Annotated in this window: 12 protein-coding genes and 1 other annotated feature (1 of these 13 cut by a window edge); of the genes, 1 reads left to right on the top strand and 11 read right to left on the bottom strand. The window is 47.8% G+C overall.

Translation table 11 applies throughout. The features are described 5' to 3' along the window. Window positions 1-41 precede the first annotated feature (41 nt). From ACSNJE_RS02145 to tyrS, 3 genes are all read right to left on the bottom strand, one after another. On the bottom strand, window positions 42-329 hold the full coding sequence (locus tag ACSNJE_RS02145; RefSeq protein ID WP_083436807.1) for a DUF167 domain-containing protein: 288 nt from the start codon (window positions 327-329) through the stop codon (window positions 42-44). Continuing rightward, window positions 323-988 (bottom strand): DivIVA domain-containing protein, encoded by a 666-nt coding sequence (locus ACSNJE_RS02140; protein WP_474773224.1) that lies wholly within the window; start codon window positions 986-988, stop codon window positions 323-325. Before ACSNJE_RS02140 ends, ACSNJE_RS02145 begins: the two co-directional genes overlap by 7 nt. A 98-nt stretch (window positions 989-1,086) precedes the next feature. Next, window positions 1,087-2,346 carry a tyrosine--tRNA ligase gene (gene tyrS / locus ACSNJE_RS02135; RefSeq protein ID WP_495251884.1) on the bottom strand — a complete coding sequence of 420 codons (1,260 nt, stop codon included), beginning with the start codon at window positions 2,344-2,346 and terminating at the stop codon, window positions 1,087-1,089. 211 nt (window positions 2,347-2,557) lie between these two features. Between tyrS and ACSNJE_RS02130 the strand changes: the two genes are divergently transcribed. Continuing rightward, window positions 2,558-5,074 (top strand): transglycosylase domain-containing protein, encoded by a 2,517-nt coding sequence (locus tag ACSNJE_RS02130; RefSeq protein ID WP_495251883.1) that lies wholly within the window; start codon window positions 2,558-2,560, stop codon window positions 5,072-5,074. 12 nt (window positions 5,075-5,086) lie between these two features. On the opposite strand, the gene ACSNJE_RS02125 is transcribed toward ACSNJE_RS02130, so the two are convergent. The 8 genes from ACSNJE_RS02125 to pheS form a co-directional block, all read right to left on the bottom strand. Further along, a complete protein-coding gene (locus ACSNJE_RS02125; protein ID WP_052217167.1) occupies window positions 5,087-5,617 on the bottom strand; it encodes a ferredoxin domain-containing protein in 531 nt (176 codons plus the stop codon). Between the two features lie 91 nt (window positions 5,618-5,708). Beyond that, window positions 5,709-8,057: an endonuclease MutS2 gene (locus tag ACSNJE_RS02120; protein WP_495251977.1), complete on the bottom strand. Its 2,349-nt coding sequence runs from the start codon at window positions 8,055-8,057 to the stop codon at window positions 5,709-5,711. A gap of 67 nt (window positions 8,058-8,124) precedes the next feature. Continuing rightward, entirely contained in the window at window positions 8,125-10,665 is a 2,541-nt protein-coding gene (locus tag ACSNJE_RS02115) for a U32 family peptidase (RefSeq protein WP_495251882.1), read from the bottom strand. Between the two features lie 81 nt (window positions 10,666-10,746). After that, on the bottom strand, window positions 10,747-11,700 hold the full coding sequence (locus tag ACSNJE_RS02110; protein ID WP_495251881.1) for an NGG1p interacting factor NIF3: 954 nt from the start codon (window positions 11,698-11,700) through the stop codon (window positions 10,747-10,749). A gap of 164 nt (window positions 11,701-11,864) precedes the next feature. After that, a complete protein-coding gene (gene polX, locus ACSNJE_RS02105; RefSeq protein ID WP_495251880.1) occupies window positions 11,865-13,592 on the bottom strand; it encodes a DNA polymerase/3'-5' exonuclease PolX in 1,728 nt (575 codons plus the stop codon). 116 nt (window positions 13,593-13,708) lie between these two features. Next, a complete protein-coding gene (zapA, locus tag ACSNJE_RS02100; RefSeq protein ID WP_474773230.1) occupies window positions 13,709-13,972 on the bottom strand; it encodes a cell division protein ZapA in 264 nt (87 codons plus the stop codon). A 90-nt stretch (window positions 13,973-14,062) separates the two neighbouring features. Then, window positions 14,063-16,486 (bottom strand): phenylalanine--tRNA ligase subunit beta, encoded by a 2,424-nt coding sequence (gene pheT, locus ACSNJE_RS02095; RefSeq protein ID WP_495251879.1) that lies wholly within the window; start codon window positions 16,484-16,486, stop codon window positions 14,063-14,065. Between the two features lie 60 nt (window positions 16,487-16,546). Next, the gene (gene pheS / locus ACSNJE_RS02090; RefSeq protein ID WP_495251878.1) at window positions 16,547-17,569 is read right to left on the bottom strand and encodes a phenylalanine--tRNA ligase subunit alpha; all 1,023 of its coding nucleotides are present in this window, start codon (window positions 17,567-17,569) and stop codon (window positions 16,547-16,549) included. 102 nt (window positions 17,570-17,671) lie between these two features. Next, window positions 17,672-17,705 (bottom strand) — a binding site (T-box leader) (it continues 230 nt past the right edge of the window).

Raw genomic sequence — 17,705 nt, 5'->3', positions numbered from 1 at the left:
TCTTCTTCTTAACTCAACCTTCGCATTTTAAAAATCATGTCCTATAAATTCAGCCTTTTCTCTGCTTCTTCCTTGGTTAATCCTTTAACCTTCAGGAGTTTTGTTCTAGATGTATGCCCGGTAATAATTTCTACCTGGCTTTTGGCAACAGAAAATAATTCAGCAAAAAAGCGAATACACGCCTCGTTAGCCGCTCCCTCGACAGGCGGCGCAGTAAGTTTTACTTTAAGGGAGTCGCCCTGGACTCCCTTAAGTTCGTTTTTTGAAGCCTTCGGCTGAACCTTGATTTTAAAAGTTATTCCGTCAGAATGCTGTTCTATTATCAGAATAGAACCCCCTTATTAATTATGGTCTGCGGCTCTTCCCGCCCGACAATTTCTTCAGCGCCCTCGCCAGGCACCTGTCCGGCATCGGAAGCCGCTGCCTCGTGGGCAGCTCTCAACATCTCGGTTTGCGGCTTCAATTGAATTTTCCCGGCGTTTTGGTTGATGGAAATTTCTCCAAAAAGCTCGTGTTCGCTATCATTAATAAGGGAAAGTTGGCTTTCCAGAAAAGATTTAAACTTGATCCTAAAAACCTGCACCTGTTTCTGCAAGTCTTCCAAATTTTTATATGTATTATTCGCTTTTTCTTCTGCCCCGGCTATTATATTTCTTGCTTTTTCTTCTGCAGCGCCAATTATCTCGGCAGCCTTCAATTCAGCTTCTTTAAGCATTACCTCTACTTGTTTTTCAGTATTATGCTTCATTTCATCAGCTGTTTGTTGAGCCACAACCAAAGTCTGTTTCAAAGTTTCCTCTAAATCCTTATACTTACTGACATCAGAATCTTTGGTAGCAACCAGCTCTTTAAGGCTGAGATTCTCCTTGTATATGGATTCGTAGCTTTCCACTATCTGGTCCAAAAACTCATCAACTTCCTCTTCGTCGTAACCCCGAAATACCCTCTTGAATTCCTTGTTACGAATGTCCAGTGGGGTTAAAGGCACAACAAGCACCTCCCTGTATTTTCCTCTATTTATTAGTTCGACGGGCAGTATAAAAATTCCTTTAGCAAAAGAGAAAAAGAACCCTACAAGGTTCTTTATTAAACGACAATTTTTACAAACTTGCGTTTACCTGCTTTTATTATCATACCGTTATCCGGTTGTACCTTTGCGGCAGGATCGACAACCTTTTTATCATTTACCCGGACCCCACCCTGAATAACCAATCTGCGGCCTTCGCTGGAACTCGATACCAATCCGGCCAACGCCATGAGTTTAGGCAACCAGATTTCCCCTTCTTCCAGTTGATTCTTATCCAACACATATTCAGGGATTTCATCGGGCAGCTCTTTCTTCTGGAAAATACTTTTAAATTCTTCTTCTGCTTTTAATGCTGCTTCACGCCCGTGATACATAGTAACTATCTCGCGGGCCAGCCGCATTTTTACATCCCTGGGGTGCAGAGCGCCGTTCTTCATTCCCTCTTCAATATCCCGAATCTCTGCCAGTGATACAGGAGTAACAAGTTCGAAATACCTGATCATCAGTTCATCGGCTATGGACATGGTTTTCCCGTACATTTCCCTGGGGCTTTCCGTAATGCCAATATAGTTTCCCAGGCTCTTGCTCATTTTCTGAACCCCGTCAAGCCCTTCTAAAATAGGCATCATTAGAGCAACCTGTGGCTCCTGGCCATATTCTTTCTGCAGGTGGCGTCCCATTAACAGATTGAATTTCTGGTCTGTGCCGCCCAATTCCACATCAGCTTCCAAAGCTACAGAATCATAGCCCTGCATCAAAGGATAAAAAAATTCATGGATACTGATGGGCTGTTCATTTGCAAACCTCTTGGCAAAATCGTCCCGTTCCAGCATCCGTGCTACCGTATACTTTGCTGCCAGGTTGATAATATCTGCAAACGAAAGAGATGCCAGCCATTGGCTGTTGAAAACAACATTGGTCTTTGCCGGGTCGAGAATTTTAAAAATCTGTTCTTTATATGTGGCAGCGTTTTTCCTGACCTCTTCTTCTGTTAATTGTTTGCGGGTTTCCGATTTCCCGGTAGGGTCGCCTATTCTGGCTGTATAATCACCCAGGATGATGGTCACCTTATGACCTAACTCCTGAAATTGCCTCAGTTTTTGCAGAACCACCGTATGTCCCAGGTGAATATCGGGAGCTGTAGGATCCAGACCCAGTTTAATATGTAAGGGTTTCTTACGGGCAATCGATTTTTTCAGTTTTTCAACTAACTCGTTCTCAGGGACTATTTCCGCAACCCCTCTTTTAATAATCTCCAATTGCTCCTGTATGTCCAATACCACCCTGATTCTCCTTCCTACCGTTTCTACAGATTCCATAGAATACACAACAAAATTTATTTTTTAATTATAACAAAATAGTTTCCAATTAGCAACAAGCCCTACAAAAGATGGCTGCCGGAACCTTTTTTAAAGTGATTTCGTATGATATTTCCGGAATCTGACTCCAGGACGGATAAGCGGTGTTAACTTTGGCAGGAGTTTATGGTATAATAACAGAGTTATATCCCTTGCGGGAGGAAGGTGTTTTATGACGTTAGAACCCAGTAAACCTGTTAACAAAAAACCAAAACCTAAAAAAAGACGTAAACTTAACTTGTTCAGACTGTTCCTCTTCCTGGTCATTGTCGCCGGGCTCCTGTTGGTCGGGGCAGTATCGGGAATCGTCTTGGCCAGCATAAAAGATGTACCCGCCTTTGACCCCAAGGCCCTGGAACCCAATCTGCCTACATATATCTACGACATCAATAAAAACCCGGTCACCAAAATTTATGTAGAAAATCGTGAACCTATTAAAATTCAAGATGTGCCCAACTTGGTTAAAAATGCTTTTTTAGCCATTGAAGATGTCAGGTTTTACGACCACAAAGGAATTGATTTGCGGAGAATAATAGGAGCGGCTATTGTAGACATTAAGGAAGGCCGGGCTGCCCAGGGAGCCAGTACTATTACCCAGCAGTTGGTCAAAAAAGCCTTTTTGAACCCAGACAAAAATATTAAGCGAAAAATTCAGGAAGTGGTGCTGGCTATTAAACTGGAACGTGAATACACCAAGGACCAAATTTTGGAAATGTACCTTAATCGGATATATTTCGGCCATGGCGCGTATGGTCTCCAAAGCGCCGCCCAGATATATTTCAATAAGGACGTCAAAGAACTTACCCTTGATGAAGCAGCCGTACTGGCCGGTTTGCCACAGGCCCCTTCTGCTTATGACCCGTACAGAAACCCGGAAGCGGCTTTAAAGCGGCGTAATGTTGTTCTGGACATGATGGCCAAGTATGATTTTATTTCCCAGGCCCAGGCCGAGGAAGCCAAAAATAAAGCCATTACCTTGAAGAACTCAGGAGAGGACGGTAAAAAAGAGGAGTACCCGCATCCTTATTTTGTCGACTATGTAACTGATGTTCTCCTGGAAAAATACGGGGAAAACAAGGTCTTCAAGGGTGGCTTAAAGGTTTATACCACTATGGATCCCAAGATTCAGACCATTGCTGAACAGGCCATGGCCAATCCCAATAATTTTCCCAGGTCCAAAACCGATAAAAACGGGTTAAAACAGCCGGAAGGAGCCTTAGTCATCTTAGACCCTCATACAGGTTATATCAAAGCCCTGGTCGGTGGCAGGGAACATTCACAAAAACTACAGTTTAACAGGGCTACGGACGCCAAACGTCAGCCAGGGTCCGCCTTTAAACCGATCATTGCTTATGCACCGGCCATCGAAAAAGGAGCCGGCGCCGGTACGGTAGTTGTTGATGAACCTGTAACCTTCGGCAAATATAAACCGGAAAACTCCGATGGTAAATACCGGGGACCAATTACGCTCCGGGAAGCCGTTACTCATTCCGTAAACGTGGTTGCGGTGAAGGTTCTCAAAGATACGGGTATCACCAACGCTGTTAAATTTGCCAAAAAACTCGGCATTACCAGTTTAACACAAGAAGATGAAAACCTGGCTCTCGCCCTGGGAGGCCTCCACTATGGAGTAACGCCCCTGGAACTGGCCGGCGCCTACGGGGCTTTTGCCAACAAAGGTATATACATACAGCCGACGGCCATCATCAAGGTAGAAGACCGTTACGGTAAGGTCATAGACGAATTCAAACCCCGCAAAAGAATAGCCATGAAAGACACAACAGCCTATATTATAACGGATATGTTGAAATCAGTAGTACAACGCGGCACCGGTACCAGGGCAAGCCTTGGCAAGCGACCGGTGGCAGGCAAAACCGGAACTACGAACCAGGGCAAAGATATCTGGTTCGCCGGCTATACCCCCGAATTAGTGGGCGTGGTATGGATGGGACATGACGACCCCAAACCTATGCCCCGCACTTACGGCGGTACTTATCCAGCCAAGCTCTGGAAAGAAGTGATGTCTAAAGCCCTGAAAGACATAGAGATTAAAGATTTCGACAAACCGGCAGGCTTAGTAAAAGTAGCTATTTGTACTCTATCCGGCAAACGCGCCGGCAAAAACTGCCCACAGTCGGAAATCAGGTCGGACTGGTTTGTTAGAGGCACAGCGCCTTCCAAAATATGCAACGACCATACTTATGTTTCGGTGGAAGTTTGTGCCGACTCCGGCCTTTTAGCAACAGAATACTGTCCCAATAAAATTACCAGGTCTTTCCTGAAACGGGATAAGGAACATACTTACAGTTCTTCCGATATATATGTACCAACGCAAACTTGTAATATTCACGGTCCTAATAACAGAGTAATCAGCATTTGTACCGACCCGTCTCACGGAGGAACCAGGTACCTGGCCAACATACCGGGTCCGGGTGAAACCGGAGGATGTCCGCCCGAGTATGTTGTCAAAGAAACTCTGGGGGCAGGAGAGACCGCGCCCTTAGAACATTGCCCCATTCCGGAGCATCAGGTTTACCCCAAATCCCCGGATAACCCAGGAATTATTCAACCGGAAATTAACCAAAAGCCGGAAAAGCCGGCCAAACCCGGTAAAGTAAATCTACCGGCTCAGCCTGAAATAACTACACAAAATTACCAGGAAAAGGATAAGCGGAAAGGGCTGCCCTGAGGCAGCCCTGACTTACTTGCGGTCAAAGAATGGGTTCTTGCCGGACACGCTCAGCGGTATTCCGTAAGCAATCCGGATGTTGCCACTGAACAGCCCCAGATCAATGGCCGCCCTGCCGACGGTAAACATAATCCTGTTATCCACATGGTGGGCCGCTGCGACTGCCACTGCCGATCCCACCGCAATACCCAGGTCACCTGCATTAAAAGCGCAGATACCTCCGGTTTCATTCATTTCCGTGCAGTTTTTAAAGCCGCAGTACCCGCAATGGGGAAGCCCTAACGGTTTTACCTCCGTACCCAAAATAACAGCCGCTCCCGCCTTTTCCAGGTTTTCGGCATCGCGGGCAAAAAACTCCGCTCTCGGTGAATCGGCCAGTTTTCTCATGTACGCAGCCACTTCTGTCTTGGTTTCCGCAGTGATGATAAGGGTCTCAAGGTGGTCTCTCCCTTTTCCCTTCGGCGCTGTCCGGGCGGCCAGACACATGAGTTCGGCCACCTGCAGCAAACCTTTTTCCTCTGCTTCAGCCTGTCTGATAATCATAACCGTATAACCTCCCATGGATATAATCTCTGTGTCGCAATCTCGTACTCAAATACAAGATTAACACCCTACTTTGATTTATTGACAGCCCCTATTTTAATTTTATCACGGTCACTCCAGTCCCGCCTTCGCCGTAATGGCCCAGGCGAAATTCCTGCACATATTTGTGCTTCGCCAAGTAGCTGTTTACGGCTTTTCTGAGCACGCCGGTGCCTTTACCGTGAATTATCTGAACTTGCTGTAGACCTGCCAGGTAAGCATCATCAAGGAATTTCTCCAGATCAGGTAAGGCCTCGTCCACAGTCTTGCCGCGAATATCAAGCTCGGTCCTGGCTTCTTTAGCTTTGCCGACAACTAATTTTCCTGTTCCCGTTGGCGCTGTGTAAACGGCCGGCTTCTCCTGCTTCCGCCGTACTTCACTTACATGAACCGCTAATTTAAGTATCCCGGCCTGTACATAAAGTTGGCCGTTTTCGTCAGGAGTGGTAAGCACATATCCCGTTTGGTTAAACCTTGGCAGAAATACCGGTTCTCCTTCTTTTAATCCTTTGGGTATTTCACCGGCTGCGGCTTTTTCCTGCATCAGTTCTTCATCTTTGCTATTTTCCAGTTCCTTCAGCCTGTTTCTTGCTTCTTCAGCCTCCGCCAACTGTTCAGCCCGTTTTTCCTGCACATACCGTCTAAGCTCTTTAACCAGTTCATCCGCTTCTTTTCGGGCCTGCCTCACTATTGATGCGGCTTCCTCTCTCGCCTTTTCCACCAGTTCTTTCCGCCGGTTTTCCAGGGCCTCCAATTTGGCTGCATAATCCCGCCGCATTTCGTCCAACTCGCGCCTTAATCGCTCAGCTTTCCTCCTTTCTTCTTCAGCTTTCCTGCGGTTGGTCTCCAGTTCTTCTACCAGGTCCGCCACCTGGATCTCCTCACTGGTCAGGAAGCTGCGGGCCCTGGTTACCAAGGCTTCGGGCAAACCCAATCGCAAAGCAATCTCAAAAGCGCTGCTGCGACCTGGTTGGCCAATTAACAGTTTGTATGTGGGCCGGAGAGTTTTGCTGTCAAATTCCACGGAAGCGTTTTCCACGCCTTGCCGCTCAAAGGCAAAAACCTTGAGTTCACTGTAATGGGTCGTTGCTACTGTCCGGGCTTTTTTCTGATAAAGGTATTCCAGAATAGCCATAGCCAGGGCCGCCCCTTCAACGGGGTCAGTTCCGGCCCCCAGTTCATCCAGCAATACGAGCGCAGACTCGTTGACCTTTGCAAGTATATGTATAATATTTTTCAAATGCCCCGAAAATGTGCTAAGGGACTGTTCGATGCTTTGTTCGTCTCCGATATCCACAAAAATGTCATGAAATACAGGCACCTGCGAACCGGGTTCACAGGGAATATGCAGGCCCGCCTGGGCCATCGCGGCTGTTAAACCCACTGTCTTCAGGGAAACAGTCTTACCGCCTGTGTTTGGCCCCGTTATAACCAAAACATGAAAATCCCGGCCCAGGTATATGTCTATCGGAACAACATGGCCTTTTATCAGTGGATGGCGGCACTTCCGCAGGTTTATATAGCCGTCCTTATTAAAGACCGGTTTACTGGCATTCATGTGGTGAGCTAATTTACCTTTGGCCAGAATAAAGTCGATGGTGCCCAGGATTTTGGCGTCTGACAGTAATTCTTCGCTAAAGGCCTTGACCGAGGCGCTTAGCTGGGTCAGGATACGCAAGACTTCCCGTTCCTCATCACTGTACAGCTTTCTTAACTCATTATTTAATTCCACGGCCGCCACGGGTTCAATAAAAAGGGTCGCGCCGCTGGCCGACTGGTCATGAATAATACCGGGAAATTGCCCCCGGTACTCCTGCTTGACGGGAACCACGTAACGGTCGCCCCGTACAGTAATAATAGGTTCCTGAAAAAATTTTTGATGTTCCTGTGACCTGATGATACCTTCCATTTTGGCTTTGATATTTATTTCCGTTTCCCTTATCCGGTGCCGAATTCGTCTCAGTTCCGGGGAAGCCTCATCAGCAACAGCTCCGGAAGGGTCAATAGCCTGGCTGATTTTTTCTTCAAGTTCTTTATTGATAAAGAGGTTTTTTACTAGGTCACCCATAATCGGGTATTGATGGGACCGGTCACTGAAAAATCTTTTCAAGCGCCGGGCCGCCACCAGGTTCCCGGCTACGTCCAGGAGCTCGGCCGGTTCCAATATGCCACCGATATTGGCCTTTCTGATGATTCCTCTGGTATCCCGCATTCCTCCCAAAGGTACATCAGGTTCTTTTCTGTAAATTTCAGCAGCTTCCGCAGTTTCCTCCTGCCTGCGCAATACTTCTGCATAATCAGTACTGGGCTGCAGCTCCGCGCAATATTCCCTGCCCAGGCTGAAGGTAGCGCATTCCGTAAGCAGCTCAATAACCTTATGAAATTCCAACCTCTGCAACATTTTATCTTCCACAATCGATCAATCCTTACTGTTTTAGTAGCCCGTAATTAAGGTTAGCAGCCATTGATTAAAGCACGCCGCGGTACAAATGTCCTTTGGTAACACCCTGGGCCGTCATCGCAACCAGTGTTTCTTTAGCGTCCGGATCAGGGGCATAAGTATTTTTATTTTCCATAAGTTTATCTATCTCCTGCCGGTAAAAACCGGCAACTTTTTTCACGTAATCCGGGGAATCTTTTCTTAACTCCAGCCTGACCGTGCATACACCTGCTTCGTACAATGGTTTAAGGTCTTCGATCAGACATAACTCTTTGGGATTAAAAATATGCGACCTGCAGAAACAGTCAGTCACCAGCGGAAACAACATCCCCAGCCGGTCCTTTAATGCAAATTGTTCGCCCCCCCGGCATGGCTGATTACATTTTTGGGCCTCTTTAAACCCACCGTAAACGCTGCCGACAACACAGTGCTCCGAAATCATTAAAGGCAAAGCCCCGTGCCCCACTACTTCTACATTAAACTCGGCAGCCAGTCTTTCAATCTGCTCAAGGGTAAGTTCCGGCGACAGCGTTACTTGGGATACGCCATTGTCCTGCAACCAAAGCAGCGCCTGGGAATTAAAGGCGTTTAAAGAATAATCGGCATATATGTTGCTAAAGCCTATATCCCGCACAGTTTTTAACGTTCCCAGGTTAGTTGCCAAAATACCCAGGTTAAGTTTCCCGGCCTGCTGTAGAAAAGGAGCAATAACCGCCAAATCTTTGTCTTTAGTAATCCTGGGAAGGGCAAAAACAAGCTGGGCCCCCTGAGATTCAGCTTTGGCAGCCAATTCTTGCAGGTCATCAACCTTTAGGACCGGTGTCCCATTAAGTCCGTCGGCGCCTACATAGACCACATCCACTCCGGCTTCAAAGGCTGCCAGGGCCGCTTCTTTATTGCCAACAGCCGCCGAAAGTCTCATGATCTTCCGTTGCACCCGTTTCTCCTTATCCTTCCGGTAATAATCAGCCTCTTCCAATCTGGCAGCCACCAGGGTTTCCGGAATAGCAACAGGCCTTTTGAGCATTATGCGCTGCTGTTCCAATAAATGCAGCGCTTTACGCCGGGCTTCATTTATTTCACTCAAAGGCACCATTATATTACCGTCTATCTTTATCTCCAGCGTCGCCAAATTAAAAGGGGTATTGCCCAACCGCTGCACCTGCCGGCGAATAGTTTCTTTGGTCAGAGGCCGGTTGATGGCTTCTTCGGCAATAAATTCCGTACGGGCCACCGCCTTATTGCCTTCCGTATCTTCAACAATTATCCGGAGAGGTTCGCCGGCTTTAACCCGGACTTTCATGGCAATATTTACCTTCCGCAATTCTTTAGGGGAAGTAAAACTCTGTTGCGCCTGGCGCATCAACAGGGCGTCATGGGTTTTAAAAACTCGGTCACCCGGCTTGACTTTTCCCTTGACGGGAACGGTGACAGTTTGGCCGGGCAAACCCGATTCAACCGAATTACCTGCCAAAAGAATCTGGTCCACGACGGTACCCTGCCGTCCTCCCTCAGAAACCCAGACTTCTATACCATCGCCCAGGTTCAGCCGCTCATCAAGCTGTATGCTCATGGTTGCTTTTTTTCGGTTGTAATTTACCACCCGGCCGACCCTGATCCCCCTGTTGTTGGGCCTCTTATAACTCATCAAATCGGCGCCCGGGGGTCCCATAAAGTATCCCGTGGTAAAGTCCCTGTTGAAAATCTGCAACAACTGCCTGTCCTCTTCAGGCGTAATTTCAAAATTATAAGGGGCCATGGCATACCGGTCAAGGGCTTGCCGATAAATCCGGGTAACGGTAGCCACGTATTCGGGCCTTTTCATGCGCCCTTCAATTTTCAAAGCATCTATGCCCGCTTCCGCCAGTTCCGGAATATGGTGTAACAGGCGCAAATCCCTTGGGCTTAAGAGGTATTTCCCCACCTCTTCGGGTTCCAGCAATATCTTGCCCCTTTCGTCAACCAGGGTATAGTGCAGCCGGCATGGCTGGGCGCAACGTCCCCGGTTTCCGCTGCGGCCCCCGATCAGACTGCTCATCAGGCACTGACCTGAGTAGGATATACACAAAGCCCCGTGCACAAAAACTTCTACTTCTACGCCTGTCCTTTGTTTCGCCTGCTTTATCTCATCCAGGGACATCTCCCGGGCCAAAACCACCCGTTTTACACCACTGGCTTTAACCAATTCAACTCCGGGAGTATTGTGCAGTGTCATCTGGGTACTGGCGTGTACATTAAGTTCCGGAAAAACAGAACGGGCAAGGCGCAGCACGCCCAAATCCTGCACAATGACAGCATCTACGCCTGTCTCGTACAGAAACTTCAAATAGGCGACCAGTTCCGATATTTCGTTGTCAGCTATCAGGGTATTTACGGTAACATATACCTTGACCCCTCTTACATGAGCATAGTCTACTGCCCGGATCAGCTCTTCCCTGTCAAAATTACTGGCATACTGCCGGGCATTGAACATCCTGCCGCCCACATATACAGCATCGGCGCCGTTCTGCACGGCAGCCACCAAAGCATCCCAACTCCCGGCTGGAGCCAACAATTCAGGCTTAAACATGCAGAAATCTCTCCTTCACCAATAAAGCGTGGCTATTCAGCTTGACCGGCAAGCCCCATAGACACGCTTCCCACATTTGCCTTAACTTCTCTGGTATCTAGTAAATCCCGCACAAGGGATGATATCAATCCCCTGCGAAACCAGGTTGTCTACGATAAGGTTCATCCCCAGCGAATCACTGGCCATATGTCCCGCAATAACAACGTTTATATGGTTTTTTTCCGCTTCCTTACGATGTTTTTCCCCAATGTGCATACATACCAGCGTGCCGACGCCGGCCTGAGCCAGTTTGCTGAAGGCATCCTCGGAACCGCCTGTGCCGCCCGTCATATCGACGAAAATTTTACCCGTTTTACGTTCCTTGGACCCCGTAACTATCGTCGGTCCTGCGCTGTTTTTAACGGCTTCCTGGTATTCGGGCAGGTCCTTGAGTATCTTCACTACTTCTCCTACGGTGTCCGGTTTTTTCTTATCAAAAAGGTTCTGCAAAAAAGTAGTAACCATATTATCGGCGGGAGTATGGCAGCACATAAAAGGAATGTCCAGTATTCTCGCCACATCTACCGCTTTATTATGATTTAAGGGCAAGAGCCCTCTTTTAACTTCGCTGATCCTGGACACCATGATGCCCTGGGCCACGCTGATGGGCACGCCAAATTTTTCTAATATTTCTGATTGCATATGCATGACTTCAGAAAGGGCAGCAAGAGCCTTACCTTCCGGGTGATGGGCGATGACCAGGTCAATGTTCCGTCCCTTTTCTTTTAGACGGTCTGCCAACAGGATTTCGGCCGCTTCAATATCGATACCGACAAGAGCTGTCTTTACCTCCCTGTCACCGTCACCGTATAATATACGGGTATCGCTGTACGGGTTGGTTAGAGCTTCCTGATCAAATTCTTTTTTCTCGGTACCTTTCAGCTCCTTGAAGGCTTCTTTGGCTTTTTTCAGGTCCCTTTCGACCTCTTTTTTTCCCCGGGGATCACTCTCAATACCTTTCCGGACCACCAATTCGTATATGTCCCTTAACTTCAACCCACATCCTCCTCTAAACTTAATTTATTTTTAACTGCTATGAACAAGCACATATTTTTTCTATATTCTCTTAAATACAAAAAATTCCTTTTTAAGGTAGCATTTTTTCCAACTTTGATGCTGCTCTTTTACAATAATTATACCCTTATAAAGAAGTGTGTATTTTACCGGTTCTTCAGGAACCTCCTTAATTTGTCGTAATCCCAGGTATTGATAACATCTTCTTTTTCAAGCCAGCCCCGGCGGGCGGTCCCAATACCATACCGGATTTCGTGCATTCTGATAACTTCATGGGCGTCGGTATTGATAGCTATTTTAATGCCCATTTCCTTGGCCTGCCGGACATAAAGGTCATTCAAATCAAGTCTGTCCGGTGAAGAATTGATTTCCAGTACCGTATTGTATTTGGCCGCCATCTCGAAAATCCTGTCCATGTCTACTTCGTATGGATCCCGACGCCCGATGAGGCGTCCGGTAGGATGCGCAATAATATCAACGTGTTCGTTCTTGATGGCTGAAATGATCCGTTCTGTAATTTTTTCTTTATCCTGCCGGAAACCGGAATGAATTGACCCGATGACGATATCTTTTTCGGCCAAAACTTCATCGGGGTAATCCATATCCCCGTTGGCTAAAATATCAGCTTCCACGCCGGTCAGTATATGAATTGCTTCTTCTTTTTGCAGCGCGTTAATAACTTCCTGTTGTTCAGTCAGTCTCTCTGTCGATAACCCCCGCGCAATTCCAAGGGACCTGGAATGATCTGTTATGGCAATATATTCGTAGCCCATTTTTTTGGCCTGCTCAACGATCTGTTCTATGCTGTTCACTCCATCGCTCCAGTTGCTGTGTAAATGCAGATCGCCTTTCATGTCATCGTACCCGATGACCTGCGGCAGCCTACCCTCCTCCGCAGCGAACACCTCGCCCCTGTCCTCCCGCAATTCCGGGGGAATATAGGCCAGTCCCAGCGCCGTATAGATATCTTCTTCCCCCGATACAGGAATTCGTTCGTCCGAATCCGTTTTGAACAAACCGTATTCATTTATCTTTATACCGATTTTATGGGCTCTTTCCCGCAGTCGGACGTTATGTTCCTTGGAGCCGGTAAAATGATGCAGGGCCGTCCAGAATTCATCAGGTCGTACAAGCCGCAGGTCAACCTGTACCCCGAATTTTAACAAAACACTGATTTTCGTACTGCCGTGGGCCAGGACTTCTTTCACCTGAGGGTGTTTAACAAACACCTCGGCCACCTTTTCGGGTTCTTCGGTGCCGACCACAATATCAATATCCCCAATAGCTTCTTTCATGCGGCGTGTACTCCCGGCTGTTTCCGCTTCCACCACCCAGGGCAGACTGCGCAAAAAATTCAATAGACTATCAGCTACAGTCCAGGCCAACCCAAGGGTAATCCGGCCCCGACCGCCGGATTTCAGCATTTCGATGCCCCGCAATATATTCAGTTCCGTTTTACTGCCCATTCCCGGCAAAGAACGGATCTTTTTGCCGCGAGCCGCATCCTCAAGTTCTTTTAAACTGCTTATGCCAAGCTTTTCATAGAAAGTTCTGGTCATTTTGGGTCCGACACCGGGAACATTCATCATTTCAACCAAACCGGGCGGAATCTCGCCCCGCAATTTTTCCAGGTAGATCAGCCGCCCCGTCGACAGAAGTTCCTCTAATTTGGCCGCTATGTTCTTTCCTACCCCGGAAATGCCGTTCAATTTCTTTTGTATAAATAAATCGGTAATATCGACATCCAGGTTTTCAATTGCCCGGGCGGCCCGCTGATAAGCCCTTATCTTGAAGATATCTTCTCCTTTAATTTCCAAAAGCGCGGCTATTTCGTCCAATACCCAGGCAACTTCAATATTTCCGAACTTCTTCACCTTTCCACCGCTCCCATACATGTACCGGCTATATTAGGTTACCCAGAAAAGAAAGCAAGTAATACCTAAAAAGGCTCATGGAAGCTTAAACCATGAGCCTTGACTGCGTGTACTATTTAGGCCTGCTTTTTTTCGGTATCCATCAGTTTGACCAGAGTATCATAATCTTCCTGCAGTTTGCATAATTCATCAGCTATATTTAAAGCAGCCAAAACAGCCACCTTGGTAACAGACAGCCGGGAATTTTTCGCAGCAATTTGTTTCATTTTTTTGTCCACATATTCTGCAATCATTTCAATGTATTCTTCGGGCATATCGCCAATCACTTTATACTCTTCGCCAAAGATTTCCACCGCTACTTTGGTTTTTTTCCCCTGCATAAGGCCACCCTCCCGAACTATCTTTGGTAGAATAATTCGGCATCAGGCGACAAATTCCTTCCAAATCCCTCAATTTCTTGCAACTCCTGCTTATGCCCTCAATTGAGCGCCAAACTTGGTCTGCAAAGCGTTCTGAATCTTTTCGTACAAATCGTTAACTTCTTCATCCGTCAGGGTCCGGTCATTGGATTGGAAAAGGAAGGCATAAGCCAAACTCTTGTACCCTTTCTGAATCTGTTCACCCTGGTAGACGTCAAAAAGGCGGACGTTTTTCAGAAGGGGCCCCCCCTGCTGCCGGATTTCCGCAAGCAGGTCGGCTGCCAAAACTTCCTCCTTTACAACTACGGCCATATCCCGCTCTACCCCAGGGTACTTGGGCAGGCTTCTGTACATTTTAGTTTTTACTGATACAGCTATGATTTCTTCTAAGGCCAGCTCCATCACATAAACGCGACCGGAAAGGCGGTAATTTTCCATAACTTCAGGGTGCACTTCGCCTATAAATCCTACCGGTCGGCCAGCCAGCAGCACCTGGGCCGTTCTGCCCGGATGTAGAGCCGGATGTCCCGGGAAAGGAACAAAAGACGTTTCTTTAACACCCAACTCTTCTAACAAAGTCTCCAGAATTCCTTTCAGGTAGAAGAAATCCATGGGTTCGGCTTTTTGATTCCAGTTTTCCGGCCGGTTACCTGTAACAACCGCTCCCAAAGTAAGCTCTTCCCTGGGTAGTTTTTCTCCGGCCACAGGAATAAAGATATTGCCCATTTCAAACAATGCCAGGTCCTTGTTTTTCCGGGCCAGGTTCCTGGCTACAACCTCCAGCATACCGTGCAGCAAAGTTGTCCGCATAACCCCTTGTTCCTCACTGATAGGATTCTGCACCACCACGGTGTTGCGGAGTTCCGACTCAGCGGGTAAATTCAGCATATCAAAGGCTTTCGGATTGATAAAACTGTAAGTAATTATTTCGTTTAATCCAAAACCTGTTAAAATACTTCTTACCTTGTCCTGCATGCCCTGTTCAAAGGTCTTTTTGCCCTGGGTTGAGCGGCCTGAAGGCAATTCGGTAGGAATCCGGTTATACCCATATAACCGGACCACTTCTTCCATCAGGTCTACTTCACGGGCAATGTCTCCCCTGAAGGTAGGTACCGTAACCAGCAACACTTCATCCTTAGCCTCGACGGGAAGCTGGAGCCTGTTCAGGATGTCAACCATGGTTTTTGTCGGAATATCGGTGCCCATTACCCGGTTAAGTCTGGCAGGCCGTAACGTAATTTGCAGGTTTTCGACGGGGCAGGGGTAATTATCGACCACCCCGGCTACAATCTCTCCCGCTCCCATTTCGGCAATTAACTGGGCCGCCCTGTCGATAGCCCTTAAACATCCGTTAGGGTCAACGCCCTTTTCAAAGCGCAGCGAAGCCTCAGACCGTAATCCTAAAGCCCTGGAAGTTCTCCGTACACTGGGCCCGTTAAAACATGCTGACTCCAGCAGCACATTAACGGTATTTTCCGTGATTTCCGAATCAAGCCCACCCATAACCCCGGCGACAGCTACCGGGACACAACCGTCAGCTATCACCAGCATATCGGAATTCAATGCCCTTTCCTGATTGTCCAGGGTGACTATTTTCTCCCCTTCACCGGCCCGGCGAACAATAATGATTTGCTCCTGTATTTTATCAAAATCAAAGGCATGCAACGGCTGGCCCAATTCCATCATCACGTAGTTCGTAACGTCTACGATATTGCTGATTGGCCTCACCCCCGCTGCCCGCAGCCGTTGCTGCATCCACTCCGGCGACGGGGCAACCTTGATATTGCGCACAAGGCGCCCGATATAGCGGTTGCAGAGTTCCGGAGCCTCTATAACCACCTTCACCAGGCCATCAATTTTTTCACTGGTTTCAGGCACCGAAATCCTGGGCGGCCTGAAATCGGTCCCCAGGACAGCGGAAACTTCCCGGGCTACGCCGACCATACTGAGACAGTCAGCCCGGTTGGGGGTTAGCTCCAGCTCAAGAATAACATCATCCAAGCCGAGAACTTTCTTTATGTCCTCTCCCAATGGTGTTCCCTCAGGCAGAATGATAATTCCTTCCTGCTGGTCGGGCGGAAAGCCCTTTGGGTCCAGGCCCAATTCCTGGGCTGAACAGACCATCCCTGCCGATTCCACCCCCCGCAGCTTAGATTTACCGATCTTGATTCCTCCTGGCAGTTTGGCGCCAACCAGGGCTAATGCTACAATCTGTCCTTCAGCAACGTTGGGGGCACCGGTCACGATCTGCAGATTTTCAGCTTGTCCGCAGTTTACAGAACAAACCACCAATTTGTCGGCATTGGGGTGCCTTTCTATTTTTTCAACTTTGGCAGTGACTACCTTCTCGATATCTTTCCCCAGGTATTCAATATTTTCGACAGCCACACCGGAAAAAGTAAGCCGTTCTGCCAGTTCCTCCGGACTTACAGGTATATCAACGTATTCCTGTAACCATTTATATGAAACCCGCATAAATTTCCTCCTTTATTCAGATTAACAGCCAACGGCCGGTAATTTTTTTAAAAAGCAACGTTAGAACTGCTCCAAAAACCTCTTGTCGTTCTCATAGAGCAACCGCATATCATCAATGTTATATTTTAGCATAGCCACCCGTTCCACACCCATGCCGAAGGCAAACCCGGTAACCTTTTCAGGATTGTAACCGGACATTTCCAGCACCCGCGGGTGAATCATGCCGGCGCCCAGTATCTCCAGCCAACCGGTATTGGCGCATCCCCGGCAGCCCTTGCCGCCACAGGCCATACAGGAAATATCCACCTCAGCACTGGGTTCGGTAAAGGGGAAAAAACTCGGCCGCAAGCGAATCTCCCGGTCTTCCCCAAACATCTGGCGGGCAAAAGATAATAAAGTTCCCTTTAGCTCAGCAAAAGTAACATTCCTGTCAATTAGTAAACCTTCCACCTGGTGAAACATCGGTGAATGGGTAGCATCATCGTCACGCCTGTATACTTTTCCCGGAGCAATAATCTTCACCGGCACATGCGGCGCCTTTTTCTCCATTACCCTGGGCTGAACCGGAGACGTATGGGTGCGCAGTAAAACTCCCTTGCTTATATAAAAGGAATCCTGCATATCCCGGGCCGGGTGATCCGGCGGAATGTTCAGCGCCTCAAAGTTATAATACTCAAGCTCTACCTCTGGGCCCTCGGCTATCTCATAACCTAACCCGACAAAAATCTCTTTAATTTCATCAAGCACTGCCGTTAACGGATGTTTTTTCCCTACCTGTACGACCTTCCCGGGTAAAGTCACGTCGATTTTTTCTGCCCGCAAACGTTCCTGCCTGGCAGCCTCCTTCAAAGTTATCAACCTGGCCGCCAGGGCCTCTTCCAGCTTGGCCCTGACTTCGTTGGCCAGTTGGCCTACCCTGGGCCTCTCATCGGGTGACAGGCTTCCCATTCCGCGCAGAATACCCGTTAATAGCCCTTTTTTACCCAGGTACTTGATTCTTATTTCATTAACTTCATCCATTGTTGCAGCTTCGGCTATTTCCGCCAAACCTTTGGTCTGCATGCGCTGTAAATCCTCTTGCATAGTCCTCCTCCTTTGTTTGAGCCTTAAAAGAAAGAAAATTATGCCGATAATCACGGCATGATATTTACTTTAAGATATCTGAACATAAAAAAAACCTTCGCCCACAGGGACGAAAGTTATATTCCGCGGTACCACC

It is taken from the genome of Thermincola sp. GK-1, assembly GCF_059412445.1.
Note: the sequence above shows the minus strand (reverse complement) of the source record. Positions and strands in the feature narration are given on the sequence as shown.

Bases quoted from the DNA above. Each gene is read 5' to 3' on its own strand.
- tyrS (WP_495251884.1), bottom strand. From the start codon at position 2,346: ATGGAATCTGTAGAAACGGTAGGAAGGAGAATCAGGGTGGTATTGGAC.
- ACSNJE_RS02130 (WP_495251883.1), top strand. From the start codon at position 2,558: ATGACGTTAGAACCCAGTAAACCTGTTAACAAAAAACCAAAACCTAAA.
- ACSNJE_RS02125 (WP_052217167.1), bottom strand. From the start codon at position 5,617: ATGATTATCAGACAGGCTGAAGCAGAGGAAAAAGGTTTGCTGCAGGTG.
- ACSNJE_RS02120 (WP_495251977.1), bottom strand. From the start codon at position 8,057: ATGTTGCAGAGGTTGGAATTTCATAAGGTTATTGAGCTGCTTACGGAA.
- ACSNJE_RS02115 (WP_495251882.1), bottom strand. From the start codon at position 10,665: ATGTTTAAGCCTGAATTGTTGGCTCCAGCCGGGAGTTGGGATGCTTTG.
- zapA (WP_474773230.1), bottom strand. From the start codon at position 13,972: ATGCAGGGGAAAAAAACCAAAGTAGCGGTGGAAATCTTTGGCGAAGAG.
- pheT (WP_495251879.1), bottom strand. From the start codon at position 16,486: ATGCGGGTTTCATATAAATGGTTACAGGAATACGTTGATATACCTGTA.
- pheS (WP_495251878.1), bottom strand. From the start codon at position 17,569: ATGCAAGAGGATTTACAGCGCATGCAGACCAAAGGTTTGGCGGAAATA.